General features: G+C 38.1%; 10 protein-coding genes. 4 read left to right on the forward strand and 6 right to left on the reverse strand.

The genetic code is table 11. The annotated features are described in order from the left end of the window. Positions 1-75: 75 nt before the first annotated feature. Positions 76-597: a 30S ribosomal protein S16 gene (locus ABDW32_RS10640; RefSeq protein WP_343562181.1), complete on the reverse strand. Its 522-nt coding sequence runs from the start codon at positions 595-597 to the stop codon at positions 76-78. Between the two features lie 640 nt (positions 598-1,237). Between ABDW32_RS10640 and ABDW32_RS10645 the strand changes: the two genes are divergently transcribed. Continuing rightward, on the forward strand, positions 1,238-4,588 hold the full coding sequence (locus ABDW32_RS10645; RefSeq protein ID WP_343562183.1) for a UvrD-helicase domain-containing protein: 3,351 nt from the start codon (positions 1,238-1,240) through the stop codon (positions 4,586-4,588). Between the two features lie 9 nt (positions 4,589-4,597). After that, the gene (locus ABDW32_RS10650; protein ID WP_343562185.1) at positions 4,598-7,483 is read left to right on the forward strand and encodes a PD-(D/E)XK nuclease family protein; all 2,886 of its coding nucleotides are present in this window, start codon (positions 4,598-4,600) and stop codon (positions 7,481-7,483) included. Between the two features lie 66 nt (positions 7,484-7,549). On the opposite strand, the gene ABDW32_RS10655 is transcribed toward ABDW32_RS10650, so the two are convergent. The 3 genes from ABDW32_RS10655 to ABDW32_RS10665 all read right to left on the reverse strand — a co-directional run bounded on the left by ABDW32_RS10655 (position 7,550) and on the right by ABDW32_RS10665 (position 10,608). Further along, the gene (locus tag ABDW32_RS10655; protein ID WP_077437139.1) at positions 7,550-8,419 is read right to left on the reverse strand and encodes a cupin-like domain-containing protein; all 870 of its coding nucleotides are present in this window, start codon (positions 8,417-8,419) and stop codon (positions 7,550-7,552) included. A gap of 435 nt (positions 8,420-8,854) precedes the next feature. Further along, entirely contained in the window at positions 8,855-9,625 is a 771-nt protein-coding gene (locus ABDW32_RS10660; protein WP_343562189.1) for a uroporphyrinogen-III synthase, read from the reverse strand. Positions 9,626-9,636: 11 nt separating this feature from the next. After that, positions 9,637-10,608: a DUF4271 domain-containing protein gene (locus ABDW32_RS10665; RefSeq protein ID WP_343562191.1), complete on the reverse strand. Its 972-nt coding sequence runs from the start codon at positions 10,606-10,608 to the stop codon at positions 9,637-9,639. A 120-nt stretch (positions 10,609-10,728) separates the two neighbouring features. Between ABDW32_RS10665 and ABDW32_RS10670 the strand changes: the two genes are divergently transcribed. Next, positions 10,729-11,295 carry a DNA-3-methyladenine glycosylase I gene (locus tag ABDW32_RS10670; protein ID WP_343562193.1) on the forward strand — a complete coding sequence of 189 codons (567 nt, stop codon included), beginning with the start codon at positions 10,729-10,731 and terminating at the stop codon, positions 11,293-11,295. A gap of 157 nt (positions 11,296-11,452) precedes the next feature. Here the strand turns inward: ABDW32_RS10670 and ABDW32_RS10675 are convergent, their stop codons facing one another. Further along, positions 11,453-11,992 (reverse strand): phosphoribosyltransferase family protein, encoded by a 540-nt coding sequence (locus tag ABDW32_RS10675; RefSeq protein WP_286589316.1) that lies wholly within the window; start codon positions 11,990-11,992, stop codon positions 11,453-11,455. A gap of 223 nt (positions 11,993-12,215) precedes the next feature. Further along, positions 12,216-14,420: a biosynthetic peptidoglycan transglycosylase gene (locus ABDW32_RS10680; protein ID WP_343562197.1), complete on the reverse strand. Its 2,205-nt coding sequence runs from the start codon at positions 14,418-14,420 to the stop codon at positions 12,216-12,218. A gap of 365 nt (positions 14,421-14,785) precedes the next feature. On the opposite strand from ABDW32_RS10680, the gene ABDW32_RS10685 reads away from it, so the two are divergent. Then, positions 14,786-15,847, forward strand: coding sequence for an Mrp/NBP35 family ATP-binding protein (locus ABDW32_RS10685; protein ID WP_343562199.1), 1,062 nt, complete (start codon positions 14,786-14,788; stop codon positions 15,845-15,847). Positions 15,848-16,042: the final 195 nt, after the last annotated feature.

Consider the following 16,042-nt stretch of genomic DNA (forward strand, 5'->3'; position numbering starts at 1 on the left):
ATTTCAATACCTGCTCTTTTATTAAAAAAGCCGGCTCAAGATTGAGCCGGCTTTCTCGAATACTTTATGAAAGAATTAACCTTCAGTTTCTTCCGATGCAGGAGCTTCAGTCTCTTCAGCAGCAGGTTCTTCTGCTACAGGAGCATTTTTAGCAGCTACAGCAGCAGCTTTTTCTTCTTTTTTCTTCGCTTCAGCAGCTAAAGCGGCTTTTTTAGCATCCGCTTTAGATTGAGCTAAACCTTCTTTTTTACCAGAGATTCTAGCTTCTTGAGCTTCAGTCCAAGCAGTAAATTTAGCTTCAGCAGCAGTTTCGTCAAAAGCGCCTTTTTTCACACCACCTTGTAAGTGTTTTTTGTAAAGAACACCTTTGTAAGAAAGGATAGCACGAGCTGTGTCAGTAGGTTGCGCACCTTTATTCATCCAATCCAAAGCTTTCTCAAAATCCAAAACGATAGTTGCAGGATTTGTGTTTGGGTTGTAAGAACCGATACGTTCGATGAATTTACCATCACGTGGAGCGCGAGAATCCGCTACGACTACGTGGTAAAAAGGACGTCCTTTTTTACCATGTCTTTGCAATCTGATTTTAGTTGCCATTTTTTAATTTTATTTTATGTATTCAACATATCCCCCGAGCTTCATACTAGAGGGGACGCAAAGATAGTTATTTTTTTTTATTCATGGACATAATTTAATAAAAATTCACTGAGAATGACATCTTTAGCCTATCCAAAATCCCCTTTTACAAGGTAATTCATTGCAGTAGGTTTCCCTATGGCATCCAACGTCATTTTTCCCGCTGTTTTCTTTGTCCAATATGGCAGTATTTCCTTATCGGTCTAACACTGAGCCGAAGTAAAGAAAAAGCATTTTCCACATTTTTAGACATGGCTTGATTTATATCAAAAGACTATTCACATATAATATCATCTTTCCATTCTCTCCATAATGGTATATTTGATCCTTAACTTTTGTTACTCGTCTTTGGAATCGTATCCAAACCGAAAACTGGTTTCACTTACTATTGAGTTAAATTGAGTCGCTTTTTTAATAAGAGCAATCGAGTTATATTCTTCAGCCCCATATTTGACAGGAATTAAATAAAAGCACTAAATAATGAAGAGCAAGAATGATATATTATAGGCGAGCTGAATCGGATATAAATTAAGCTTACTTTTTATTTTAAATAATCGCAGGCATTTTTGCCAATTCACATTTTACTTTCTACCTTCATTCCATGAAATCTGTTGCGCCATTAAAAATACTTAAAGCTTCGGCCGGTTCAGGAAAAACCTTTAGTCTGACATTACATTATCTAACATTGTTGCTATCCAAGGAAAATAGCTATAAAGAGATATTGGCTGTAACATTTACCAATAAAGCCACCGCAGAGATGAAAGAACGTATTCTCTCTGTGCTCCACGGCTTAGCTATTGGAGACCTCAGTCCCAAAATCGAAGATTTCAGAAAGTTATTATTGCAGCAACAGCCCGATTGGACAGCTTACCTGATCCAGGAGAAATCCTACAATGTCTATCGTCGTATTCTACACGACTACAGTCATTTCACCATCAGCACAATCGATGGTTTCTCCCAGAAAGTCATCCGTGCATTTACCTATGAGCTCAATCTTGACGCAGCCTATAAGATCGAGATGAATGTCAACAAAGTCAAAAATGACCTGACAGTCATGCTCAATCAATTACTAGATGATCGGCCGGACTTACTTGATTGGATTATTGCCTATGCGGAGAAGAAAATAGCCAAAAATGAGAATTGGAACTATCGCCAGCAATTAATGAGTTTGGCCAACCTGATTTTTTCTGAGAATTTCCAGGAGTTTGACAGCTATATTAATTCTGCCAATCCACGGGAAGTTTTCAACCTCCTAAATCAGGAAATCGAACAAAAAATAAACTCTTTCACAGAAGCACTTTCGCTAACGATCGAAACGTTTAGTGAGACCTTCAAGAGGTTCAATATTCCCGAAAATGAGCTTAAAGGAAAATCACGCAATAAAATTATCTCAGCGAGCAAGACCAATAAAAAAACAGACAAATTAAGTGCTTCAGAAATTGCCAAGATATTGGACAAATACGTTCAGCTAATAGAAAATGAGGAGGCATTTACAGATAGCTGCAAAAATATACGCTACGATCTCCAATCTGCACTTGCTCCCATCCTACATTCTTTTCAGAAACTTCAGGAGAATTTAGCAGCTTACATTGCATATCAAGCGGTACAAAATAACCTTTATTACCTACGCTTGCTCAAAGAAATGAGCGATCTGTTAAGCCAATGGCGCAAAGAAAACAGTGCTCAGTTAATCTCTGATTCGCAGATCCTTTTAAATAAACTTGGGATCGATGAGAACCGCGATCCAACATTCATCTGGGAGAAGATAGGGAATCGCTTCAATTATTTTTTATTCGACGAATTTCAAGACACTTCACGTATTCAATGGAAAAACTACAGCCCGCTACTGATCAATGCACTTGCTGATGCCAATGGTACACTAAGTGAGCATCTCATCGTTGGCGATGTCAAACAGAGTATATATCGTTGGCGAAATGGAGATTGGCGCATATTACTCCAACAGGTCGAACAGCAAATTGGCCATGCGTTCAACCTAGATGCACGTACCAAAACCAGTTTTATTGAAAATGGTAGTCTCGACACCAATTTTCGCAGTCTTCCGAATATCATACAGCTAAACAATTATCTTTTTAGTAGTATTCCACAACATTTGCAGCGTATTCTAAATGAAAAGGTCAATGAAAACCTCGACGAAGACGGGAAACATTGGTGGGCTGCCTCGGGGAATAATAATATGCTTATTAAAGCCTATGAAAATAGTCAACAGGAAATCCCTGTACACAAAAAGGGGGACCTCAACAAATTAGGATCCATCGAAATTTCATATATCCCTGTATCAGATGGACGCTACAGACGAAATCAGGTTATCGAGGAATCTCTTGATCTTTTATGCAAAAAGATAGGAGAATGGTTTCATACCGATCGATATCAGGCCAAACAAATAGGTGTCCTCGTCCGGAGTAATGCACAAGCAAAATTGGTTATCCAAAAATTAATGGATTTCAAAAAAGAGGAGAATCTTAATTTTGAGGTCATCTCTGGAGATGCGCTATCATTGGCTAGCAACGATGCAGTGCTCCTGCTAATAGAAACGTTAAAAGCACTCGTATACACTTCGGATAAACATAGCATACATAAAGCAAAAATGGTTTATCTCTATCAGACTATCCAGAATAATACAGTCGATCAGGCCGTGTGGCTACTATTTGCTTCCAACGATATTCATGCACTGAAAGATTTTCTTCCCCAAGCATTGATCGATTCCTGGGAAATCTGGCAGAAACAACCGCTGGTTCATTTAGTAGAAAAGCTTATTGAAATCTACGGTTTCACAACAGAACACAACATTCACCTTCCCTACCTGTTGGCGTTCAAGGATATGATTTCGGCTTTTTCGACCAATGGTGAGCGTGGAATTAATCAGTTTCTGGAATTCTGGGAAGAAGATGGTAATCGTGCAGTACTCCCCTCCAACGGAGAAATAAATGCAATCGAAGTTACAACAATTCATAAATCAAAAGGACTTGCTTATGATGTTGTCATGCTTCCTTTCTGCTCTTGGGATCTGGATGGGATGATCAATAGTGATTTCTGGATCGACACTCATGATACGCCCTTTGCCCAATTAGGAAAAATCCCCATAAAATATACAACGTCAGTTGGGAAGTCTGTCTTCTTCAAACAGTATTTTGAAGAAATGCTGTTCAATTATATGGATGCACTCAACACCTTCTATGTAGCCACAACACGTGCTATTGAACACCTTTATATTACAGCTCCATCATTTAAAGAGTCTGTGGACAAAAAGACTGGTGAGATTACGGGATATGACATCAGGGATGAATATATAAGCGATGTACTCTATCAGGTCTTAGATTCATCTGCTGCTCCGTTTACATTAGAAAATGCCAATATAAAGGTCGATCAAACTATACCGCGAACTGTACATCAAAACCAAGAAGACAATACCATTTCGCTCAACCACTACCCCATTTCCAAACAACTCGAGATGGCTCTGGAAAAATCCAGTACACGCACGATCAATGATATCATGATGCTGGAAAAAGCGGCTCAATATGGGATATTGGCTCATGAAATTATGGCTCAGATCTCTAGAAAAAAAGATATCTCCCGATTGGTCCATCAATTCATTCAGGAAGGTGTACTATCAAAAGAGGATGAACCATACTTGCTACAAGAAATCAATCAGATCTGGAACCATCCTGTCATCAATCAGTGGCTTTCAGGAAAATATAAAATCTGGAATGAAGCCAGTATCATTACTCCTAAGGGTGAAACTATCCGCCCTGACAAAGTCTTTACTTCTGAAGAAGAGACAATTGTACTGGACTTTAAGTTCACGCAAACGGATTACATTGGCCACAAATATCAGGTTGACAACTATAAGAAAAATTTGGAGAACCTAGGCTACAGCAATGTCAAAGCCTACCTCTATTATGCCAAATCAAATCAATTAATTGAAGTAAAATAAGCGATCACGATGCAGACAGCCTTTTTAAAATTAGTAGCAACGGATATCCAACGGCGTTTTGGAAACGATTTGAGTGAGATTGCCATCGTGTTTAACAATAAACGTCCCATTACATACCTCAAAAAACACCTTGCCGAAGTTTATGGAAAAGCAATTTGGTCACCCCAATTTTTTACCATACAAGAATTTTTCAAATTATCGACCAATCATACCGAGGCCAGCCCTTTGGGCCAGTTTTTCCTGCTTTTTAAAATACATAATGAGCTTTTGGCCGCAGAGGGTAAAGAGCCTGAAACGTTAGAAGAATTTTATCCTATTGCGGAGATTGTACTGAGCGATTTTGGACAATTGGACTATGATCTGGTTCCCATCGAACAGATCTATCTCGAACTTTATGATAACACCAAAATTGATATTGCTTTCCAACACCTTACACAAGAACAGCAGGGATTTATCCGTCAGTTTTGGCAATCCTTTTCCCTTGCCGGTCATAGCGCTGTCCAAGAGCGATTTTTACAACTATGGAAAAGACTTCCAATATTATACACGAAATTTAAAGAAACGCTTAAAGCTGGCGGACAGACCAATTATCCAACCATTTACCGTGATCTGGCCGAAGACAAAGCTGGCCATCAGGACTTTATAACATCCTTCCAACAGGTTTTATTCGTTGGTTTCAATGCTTTGAATAGAGCTGAAGCCAAATTATTCCGCAAATGGCAAGAAGAAGGAAAAGCACTCTTTTACTTTGATGCAGATGCTTACTATTTGGAAGACAATATGCAAGAAGCTGGTCTATTCATTCGTCGGAATATTTTTCAGACCGGGCTTGCTAATGCACTTGGTGATAGTCCAAATATTATTGGTAACAGAACTTCGACAGTCAACTTATATGCAAGCACAGGCAAAATAAGTCAGACAAAGTTGCTGTATGACATCCTTGAAAAAAGCAACAACAAGGAGCAGACCGCAGCCATTTTGCTAGCCGATGAAAACCTATTGGTTCCTTTACTCCAAAGCCTACCTGATGTTAACCCCAATATTACTACCGGCTATCCCCTAACCCAATCCCCTATTTATGGTATATTGAACTTATGGATGGACGTGCATTTAGAAATATCACAATTAAAGAAAAACAAGGTTTCCTATCAAACCCTTGAAACGTTTATTAATCATCCGCTAACACAGGTTGCTGTTGAAGACAAGCACAAAATTCAAAAAGGGATTGCCGACAAGCAATTATTTGAAATTGCATTGGAAGAGCTCCATTTCAAAAGTGCGTTACCCCAGTTTTTTGTTCCGATCGCCCACCCTTCTCAATTGATCCCGACACTCATTAAGGTTATTGAAGACCTATTACACAGCATCTCCACACAAGAACGTATCCGCCAGATTGACAATAACCTGCTGATAGAAACCAAAAAGACACTCAACCAATTGCTATTGGGTTTTGAGACAGTTTCACCTTTAACCATAAGCTTTCAGATCGGATTGATCAAAAAAGCTATATCGTCAATAAATTCGGCGATAGAAGGAAATCCACTTGAAGGTATCCAGATTATGGGACTTTTGGAAAGCCGATGTTTAAATTTTGACAACGTGTATATTTTAGGTGCAAATGAAGGCGTGCTACCCAAAACATCCAATTCTCCGACTTTTATCCCAAATAGTCTAAGAAGAGCTTACGGGCTTCCGATATTGGAAAATCAAGATGCACTGTCAGCTTATTTGTTCTATAGACATTTTCAATATAGTGAAGGTATCCATATTTTCTACAACGGGTTAGTAGACGAAAGTTCAACAGGTGAGGAAAGTCGGTTTATCAAACAGCTAGAGTTTGAAAGCAAGTTTAATTTTGAACGGAAAATTCAGCAGCAAACCATCCAGTTCCCCAACAAAACAACAGAGATCGTAATTCAAAAACAGGGCGAGGTTTGGTCCAAGATGTATCAGGACTTTATCATCGATCAGAAGAGAATATCAGCAACGGCGCTAACAACATACCTACAATCGCCACTACAATTCTTCCTTAAGCATATTGCTAGTATCAAAGAACCACCTTCTATTTCACAGGAGTTTGAGATGAACAAACTGGGGACTGTTATCCACAATGTCATGGAAAAAATATTCCTGCCATTTAAGGATATAAAAGATTTTACTCCAACGAACACCCTACAACAGCAATTCAATCAGATCGAATCTTTTGTCATTCGGGAAATAGGCTTTCAGTATCAGATGGAATTAAATTCTACGAGCGACCTTAATAGCCTGCAACGCATTATGTTGAAGATTGCCTGTGAATATGTCAAGATGTATCTTGAATACGATATAGCCAACTACAAGGCTTTTCGTATCATAGAACTGGAAAACGATACCGACTATACACTTCCGTTCGCTATTGAAGTCAATGGTAAAGAGGAACAGGTTACATTATATGGTATCATTGACCGTGTCGACGAGGTCATCACACATGATGATCGTATCATCAGTCGAATTGTTGATTATAAAACTGGAGGTGATTCCGTTATATTTAAAGAGATGGATCTGGTGTTTGCCCCCAACACAGAGAACAAAGCACTTATACAAACACTTTTCTACGCCTACGTATTTGAACAAAAGACTGGCCGGAAGCAACTGGAGCCACACCTATATGTAGCCCGAAAAATGAGAGAAGAAGGAACCCTATTCAATGGAAAAGAGGGCGTATTAACAGCAGACTTTTTGGCTTTCCAGAAAGAAAACTTCGTTAAATTTCTAAGAAGTATACTCAGTGAAATTTTTAATCCTGAAATTCCATTTAGACATAATCCGGAGGCGACAATCTACTCCAGCGACCCTTATACATTATTTTACAGAGAAGCAAGTAAAAGGACAGAAAATGAAGAATCGGCTTAGAACAAATATATCCACTAGATCAGAAAGCTATTAACGATAAAGGGGGCTAAATAGCCCCCTTTATTTTTATCGTTTATTTCTCTTAATAGCGTTATTTGCGCGGCGCTTGGCTGTATTTATTTTATAATGAAACCAATGATCCTTAAAGATCTTTCGCATCGTATTATCAAAATGTCTTGTAATAAAAAGGTTCCGCGCGCCTTTCAATTTCTCACTGATCGAATTAGCCAATGCCCTCACTGAAATAGAATATCCTTCTGTCTCATATTGTATATAATGCCACCATCCCGCGGGCATGTATAGCGTTTCGCCCGGATGAATCACTGCTTCATATCCATCTAAATATTCTATACCTGGAAATTCTTCCAAATTACTATACTTCGGATTAGCGATACTATGGAAATTATATGGCAGTTTATACATTAGATCCGATTGATCATTCGGAAAAAGCCAGATTCTTTTAAGTCCCTGAAATTGCGAAATGAACACATGGGACATATCAATATCAAAGTGGTTGCGGGTGCTAGACCCCTCACCTCCGAAAAACATAAATGGCAACCACTGCAACACTTTTCCTCCTGTCACATCATTATAAATAACATCCTGCTTCAATTCGGGACGTATCTTAAGCAGATTGAACAGAAATAATCGTAACTCGGTAGGTTCTTTAGTAATCAGATCCAAATATTCGGCAAATGTCATTTGTCCCACAGGAGCACTGGCCGCACGGTCCATTGAATCTTCTTCTTTTCCATAGACATCAATCTTAATATCCCCGGCTATTTCCTTAAAGTAATCATAACTCCATTTCTTCCATGCAGGACTATCAGCACTAATAAAATCTGTTATGACCACGGGAAACCCTGGTTTCAGATAGTTTTTTAAAAAGTCTTCTGATCGAATGCCCGAAATTTTATCAACTTGCTTTAACTTCACGACTGACTAATTTTGCTTAATTACAAACATAAAAAATATTTCTGCCAAATTTTAAAAATAACGACTATACCTTATTCTTAACTGGAGCAAATATTCCGGTACAATTTAATAGAAATATAATTAAAATCTCAATGACATCTGTCACTTTTATTACATTTCCCCTACAACAACCCAGCTCAACCTTACAAACCTGAATTTAACAAGCGAAATGAATCTCCTGTTATAACGGTTCAATTATCCACAAACTGTATGCCTTTATTAAACGCGTAACCAGTTTCTTTATCAACCGCATGGAAATTAAGCCAATACTGTTACTATTTTTGTACTCGCAGGTATGGCTCCATATTATCGTCATATATTAAATCCCATAAGTACTGAAGTCAATAAAAAAAGGGTTTAAAAAAACCCTTTATATTCTTAACCTTAACTAGATTATTATTTATTCACTTTTTTGATATATTCTTCTACAGCCATAGTCATACTTGGTGCTTTTGGTGTAGGTGCAGGGATATCCAAAATCAATCCATGTTCTAAAAGAGCCTGTTGTGTTGACGCACCAAACGCAGCAATACGGGTATTGTTTTGTTTAAAGTCTGGGAAGTTGTCATATAACGACTGAACACTAGAAGGACTAAAGAATACAATCACATCATAAAATACATCTTTAAGATCACTCAAGTCACTTACTACAGTTCTAAAAAGAACTGCTGGGGTAAACTTATAGCCATTCTGCTGCAACCAATTTCTTGTTTCTTCATTAGCAACATCCGAACAAGGGAATAAGAAGTTTTCTGACTTATGTTTTTTCAGCACTTCTTCCAGGTCTTTAGCGGTTTGTTTACCAAAGAAAATTTTACGTTTTCTATATTGAATATATTTTTGAAGATAAAGGGCTATCGTCTCTGAGATACAGAAATATTTCATTTCTGCAGACACTTCAAATCGCATCTCTTCACATATCCTAAAATAATGATCTACAGCATTTCTACTTGTAAATATTACCGCAGTGTGATCTGCTAAATTAACCTTATCCCTACGCACATCTTTGGCAGGAACTCCCTCTACATGTATGAAACCTCGAAAGTCTAATTTTAACCCGTATTTCTTTGCTAAATCATAATAAGGGGACTTATCGTTTTCAGGTTTTGGTAAAGTCACCAGTACACTTTTTACCTTCTTTGCTCTTTCTACGTCTGAAGTTTGCATATTAACCAGTTTTAGCTCAATAATCTTAACAGTATTAATATTGGTGCTATTTCTAGGCAACAAAGGTACAAAATTAAATAGGAAATTGAAAATTTATACATTGACATAATATGTGCCGCTGTTTTGAGAAATCTATATAGGAATAGTAAGATAGCCCCCGCAATAGCCATATGTAAAACTACCCCAACCACACTTAATGGGACCAGGCTCAGGATTAGCAGCACGGGAAGCATCAAAAATAGGGTATTAAAATAAATGAGGTATAACACTGTCACATATTCTTTTACCAGCTTTCTAATTTCAAAAACAAAAGATAAAAATCGTATAAAACCGATTTTAAAAGCAAATAGTCCACCAACCATACCTATCGTTTTAATATAATTGGGGAACGTAATAAAGTCAAAGCGGTTCAGTTCATAAGCATAAAATAAACTAACAAATAACGCCATTGCTCCTGAAAACAAAACAAATAGGAAAATAAATGGCCAAGAGGTCAAGATCGTATCTTCCTTACTTACTGATAATAACACGCGATCATCAAAATAGCCCTGAAACACCAATTTAATATCTGAAGGAAAAAATACCCGAATTAACCCAACTCCAAATATCAAAAAGAGTGCAGTAAATAATATCCAGTTCTCCCGGTGTGGTTTAGGTGTCCCATATTGTCTCGCCAAGGCATTATTACGTTGTTCACCTTTGAAAAACTGTTTTACATCATAGTCATACACATTGTGAACAGCCAAGCCCTCAGGTCCTACGGTGACAATTCGATATTGCTGCTGAAGCGCTGGATTTAGAGATGCCAATATTTTCTGATTAGGTGATAAAACCGAATCTTTTAAAACATGTATACTATCCGTTATGGACAGCGTATCTTGGGCAACACGTTGCAATATCCGTCGTTGTGCACTCACCTGTACAGCCGAAAACACAAAGAGAATTACAAATACAATAAAATATTTAAAGATATTAACTTTCATTGAAATAAACTGTTTCTTATCGGCGACGAAGAAATCACAGACTGTTTAAATTCGAAACTCTTTTATGGTCGTAAAGTTAGGATAAAAAGTTATATTGCCTTCAAAAATCTTTTATAGAACATGTCAAAAGAAATTGTACGCTGCCAATGGTGCGGATCTGATGAACAGTATGTCAATTATCACGATAAGGAATGGGGACGACAAGTCAAAGACGACAAAACATTATTTGAGTTTTTAATATTGGAATCAGCCCAGGCAGGTTTAAGCTGGATTACGATCCTACGTCGGAGATCAGCTTATCAAGAAGCCTTCGCGAATTTTGATGTTGATAAAGTCGGTCTTTATACAGCAGATCATGTTGAGGCACTCCTAAAAGACTCCGGCATTATCAAACATCGAAATAAGATTGAATCGACTATTACAAACGCACGGCTGTTCAAAAAAATCCAACTGGAATATGGCAGCTTTTATAATTACCTATATACATTTTTACCAGAACAGCAACCGTTGGTCAACCATTGGCCGAGTTTGCAACATGTTCCTGCAACGACCGAGATTTCTGATAAAATAGCAAAAGATATGAAAAAAAGAGGATTCAAGTTTTTTGGTTCCACGATTTGCTATGCTTACATGCAAGCAGTGGGCATGGTCAATGATCATATTGAAACTTGTTCCTTTAAATACTAAGCAACATTGTTGTAGAATCAAGGGACAAAGCTAATTGACAAACAAGCGTTTAAGAAGTTTTTTCCCGTCCCTTGATCTATTTTCAGTTGACAAATAGACCCGGTAATACCAAAATTTATATATTCAGTTCTATCTTTTCACAACTTAACGCAAAAATCTAAACAGGGACATTCTTATAAATATCCGGCAAATTGCGGCATAAACCATTAAAATCCATTCCATACCCCACAACAAATTCCTTACTTATCTCAAAACCAACATAAGTGAGTTCCTCAAAATGGTATTGCAGGGCTTCAGGTTTGACCAGCAGTGCGCAAGCGATAACACTTGCTGGATTTAATCGTTTCACAGCATCCAAGGTATGCTTCAGCGAATGTCCGGAATCTACGATATCTTCCACGATAATCACATCCCGTCCTTCCAGATCAATACCTAATCCTAAAAGTTCATTCAATTCAGATTGGCCTGTACCTATATAGGAGGCTAATTTAATAAAAGACATCTCACAAGGAACGTCAATTTGTTTGAGCAGATCAGCCATAAACATAAAACAACCATTCAATACTCCTATAAAAACGGGCTGCTTGTGCTCATATCGCAGACTTATGTCTATCCCCATCAAACGAACCCTTTTCTGAATCTGTTCTTCTTCAAAAAGCGGTTCAAAAAGTAATCCGTCAATTTCTATTTTTTTCATCTATTTAAATTTGTCCTTCAATTCTGACGAAGCAATCAGGTAATTTGCTTCATTGAATAAATTCGATGGTTTCGCGCCACTATTTTATTTACTTCCGTATATCCTCCTTCTCCGGGTTATTATTTCACTATATTGTTTCTTTTTGTTTTCCCAACACATGATTTCAATATATCGGAGTATGATTTCTATCCGAAATCGACCTTAACAAACTATTTTACCTAGGCTACTTCTGTGTTTTCCTAGGATTCTTCGTCGCCTCGGCCTCTGTTTTTTCCTTTTCTTCTTTGTTTCTGCCCAAGATCTTATCAAAAATAGACCGTTTATGCTTTTCCGGTTCCGCGATCTCTTCCTCCTGTTTTTCAGGTTGGGACATTTTTTTCATCGTTTTAGGAAGAGAAATACCTTCTAGATTGTCGGCAGCCTCTCCTCCCCCTAAATCATCAAATAACAATGGATCATCGCCCATTTCCAATGTATCTACCGAGTCTACAACAGCAGGCCTAGCGGCACGAAGATTTGGTTGCAATACGACTTCATAAAAACCATAGGCCGCTGTAGTCGAATCGACACCTATCTGTCCCGTTTTGGTCATGATATGACCATAGATATTAAAATAGCGCAACATATTGCCTTTAAGGTGGCCTGTCCAATCAAAAAAGTTAAGTCCTTTCTTCGGACGCGGCACGATACTGGACAGAAATATACTTTCTCCAAGACCGAGTTGCGCTGGTGTTTTCCCAAAATAGTAACGGGCAGCCTCAGTAATTCCGTATACATTATTTCCCCACTCGATCACATTGAGATAAACCTCATACATACGTTTTTTACTTACCTGTTGCGAACGCTCCATCAACCAGACTAACAAGATCTCTTCCAGCTTTCGAACGACAGTCTTGTTACGGTTAAGAAATACATTTTTCACTAACTGCATGGAAATTGTACTCGCCCCACGCTTAAACCCTTTTTCTTTGATATTTGTAACAATAGAGAGTTTGAAAGCCTTTTCTTCGAAGCCTTTATGCTTAAAGAAAAAAGGATCTTCGGTATTAATCAAACTGATTTGCATATAACGGGAAATCTGATCCAATGGAGTAAAATTCGGATTTTGTGGGCCGACTACGATCTCACGCATTAGTTTACCATCCTCATAAGCCGTATAGGTAAAAGGTGTATTTAGCATTCCAATATTCGCTTCTCCCCACTTCACAACCTGCAGATCCCTATCATCCATTTTAGAAGAAAAGAGAAGCTTATCAGGTCTTTTTAATTCTAAGGCGAAATTTAAATCATATTGAATGTGCCCTTCAACCTGAATACCATTCAGCCCCGGAAATAACCCTGCCGGCATGGCATCAAAAAAGTCCTGTGCTTTGACTCTATCTGTATGGACCGCAAGAAAGAGCTCTTTCTCTGGCTTATGCACATATTTTAGATAAGGAGAAAAAACAAAATCTTTTACCTGTATAGTACTCTCCTTGCCGACCTCTATGGAAGAAGCGCCAATATTCAATGCTCCCTGCATGATTGCCTCCGGAAAAACAACATCTTTACTGGAGATACGCCAATGATTTATCTTCAGGTTTTTAAATCCCCATTGCCCATGTAATTCCAACAGTTCCTTATTCCGTCGATTGGCTTTGTCCAATCGAAAGGATATTTCATCAAAGCTAACCGCCAGACCAAATTTGCGTTGTAATAATGGAAGATTCACCTCTTTTTTATCCGAAAAAAGTCGTAAATCACATTCCTGATTATCGGAATCTATTGTCCCTGTGAGGTTCCAGGCAGCCTCATGATCGTTTAGCAAAAACTTAGATTCCATATCTCCCCCATCAATGACAGCTGAGGGTATCACAATGCGTTGAGAAGTACTGTCGTCCTTATAGGAAAGCTCAAGATTTTTAAGATCTAAATCATTCGGGATTTTAAAGAACACATTCTTCAGTAGCCGGTCTGCCAAGGCGGCCAAATTCTGTTTCGGGTTATCATTCTCTATTGTATCCTTCTTTTGTTTCTTAAAAAGGAAATCATAATTGCTAATGGAATCCTTCTTAACCAAAGAAACCGTTGCATTATCCAAAATAACTTCTCCCAGTTTTACATCACCAAATAAAAGAGGCCATAACTTAACAGAAACTGTCAGATCATTAATCTGTGCCAGCGGCTCTCTATTTTTAGGCAGCAACTGTATATTTTTAAATTGAACCGCATTAATTCCCTGAAAGGCATAATATTGAATTTTCAAATCCATATCATACTTTTCCAGCAGCTTAGCTTTTGCCTTATTGATCGCCCCCATGAGCATCCCGTCTCGCTTTTGGTACGCATAAGTGCCCCCCACGATTACCAAAATCAAGAAAACAGCCAAAGTAATATAAAGCCATCGCCACTTGCGGGACTTCAGAGATGTTATAAATCGATTGGACATAATTATAATTTCATGCAAATTCATGCATATCAATAGTCAAACTTAGATAAATTTGCCTTTATATACAATTATAATTACCCATAAACCAACCTAAACATCCCTAATCCAAACTCCAATTAAACTGAAAACAAAATTGTCCAGGATTTTCCCAATACCAACAAGAGCTTTATCATAAAAAGCAAGCATCTCATCTCTATTTAGCCTGTTTTAATAGGATTGACAGCGTTCATTGAACGACTTAGAGGAACGACCCTTCACCAACACCAACTGGATATATAACCCGAATTCCATTAAAAACAAACAAATGACATGAAATTGGTCGGCAATGAGTAGTTTTGTATTCCATGATTTCAAATGAATAATAGATGGTTACCAAAGAACAAATATTAAATGCATTATCCTATGTTGAAGAGCCTGATCTAAAAAAGGATCTTGTAACATTGAATATGATCCAAAATATTCAGATCGAAGACCAAAAAATTGCCTTCGATGTTATATTGACTACCCCCGCTTGTCCCTTAAAGGACCATATAGAACATGCTTGCCGCAACGCAATAGCACATTTTATTGATAAGGATCTTGAAGTCCAGATAAACATGACTTCCAATGTGGTTGGTAAACAAGGTGCTCAAGTCTCAGGAATCAAAAATATCATTTTGGTTTCCTCAGGGAAAGGCGGTGTCGGCAAGTCAACTGTCGCAGCGAACCTTGCCTTGGCGCTCCATGCAAAAGGAGCAAAAACAGGTCTATTGGATGCTGATATTTACGGTCCTTCGCTACCAATTATGTTTGGATTAGAAGGAGCAAAACCTGGCTCTGTAGAGATGCCAGATGGTCAGATTAAAATTGAACCACTTGAAAAATTCGGTCTAAAATTACTTTCTATCGGTTTCTTTACCGATCCAAATCAACCTATTCCATGGCGTGGCCCCATGACCACCTCTGCCATCAAACAACTTTTCAATGATGCCAATTGGGGTGAACTGGATTATCTAGTTGTCGATATGCCACCTGGAACCGGTGACATCCATATCACGGTATCACAGACTTTTCCTATTGCAGGAGCGGTTATCGTCACCACGCCACAACATGTAGCACTAGCAGATGCTGTTAAAGGAATTGGTATGTTTTTAATGGACAGCATCAATATTCCGCTCTTGGGTGTTGTTGAAAATATGGCTTATTTTACACCGGCAGAACTGCCAAATAACAAATACTATATCTTTGGCAAGGATGGCGGAAAACGTTTGGCTGAAGAATATAAAGTACCGTTCCTTGGCGAAATACCATTACTTAAAGGCATTTCTGACGCGGGAGACAATGGTTTCCCTATTGCGATAGATCAGGAAGATCCGGTAACAAAATCATTTTTGACTATTGCGGAGAAGGTTGCACAACAACTCTCTATTATCCAAAGTCAGGTTTAAAGATAACAGCTATCGAAACAGATTTGACGGATTGATTGAACTCCCTTTAAGTGGATTAATCAACATAGCTTTTAGACAAACTGGGGTATCCGAACATTTGGATACCCCAGTTTTTTTTAGTTTTAATCCATATTTCCTTAGGCACGCCTCCTTAATAGAATACCAAGAAATTTGTCTCAATTGTTAAATGGCTTT

The organism is Sphingobacterium sp. (assembly GCF_039596235.1).
In the GTDB taxonomy this organism is placed as follows: domain Bacteria; phylum Bacteroidota; class Bacteroidia; order Sphingobacteriales; family Sphingobacteriaceae; genus Sphingobacterium.

Excerpts from the sequence above, each read along its gene's own strand:
- ABDW32_RS10640 (WP_343562181.1), bottom strand. The coding sequence starts at position 597 with ATGGCAACTAAAATCAGATTGCAAAGACATGGTAAAAAAGGACGTCCT.
- ABDW32_RS10645 (WP_343562183.1), top strand. The coding sequence starts at position 1,238 with ATGAAATCTGTTGCGCCATTAAAAATACTTAAAGCTTCGGCCGGTTCA.
- ABDW32_RS10650 (WP_343562185.1), top strand. The coding sequence starts at position 4,598 with ATGCAGACAGCCTTTTTAAAATTAGTAGCAACGGATATCCAACGGCGT.
- ABDW32_RS10660 (WP_343562189.1), bottom strand. The coding sequence starts at position 9,625 with ATGCAAACTTCAGACGTAGAAAGAGCAAAGAAGGTAAAAAGTGTACTG.
- ABDW32_RS10665 (WP_343562191.1), bottom strand. The coding sequence starts at position 10,608 with ATGAAAGTTAATATCTTTAAATATTTTATTGTATTTGTAATTCTCTTT.
- ABDW32_RS10670 (WP_343562193.1), top strand. The coding sequence starts at position 10,729 with ATGTCAAAAGAAATTGTACGCTGCCAATGGTGCGGATCTGATGAACAG.
- ABDW32_RS10675 (WP_286589316.1), bottom strand. The coding sequence starts at position 11,992 with ATGAAAAAAATAGAAATTGACGGATTACTTTTTGAACCGCTTTTTGAA.
- ABDW32_RS10680 (WP_343562197.1), bottom strand. The coding sequence starts at position 14,420 with ATGTCCAATCGATTTATAACATCTCTGAAGTCCCGCAAGTGGCGATGG.
- ABDW32_RS10685 (WP_343562199.1), top strand. The coding sequence starts at position 14,786 with ATGGTTACCAAAGAACAAATATTAAATGCATTATCCTATGTTGAAGAG.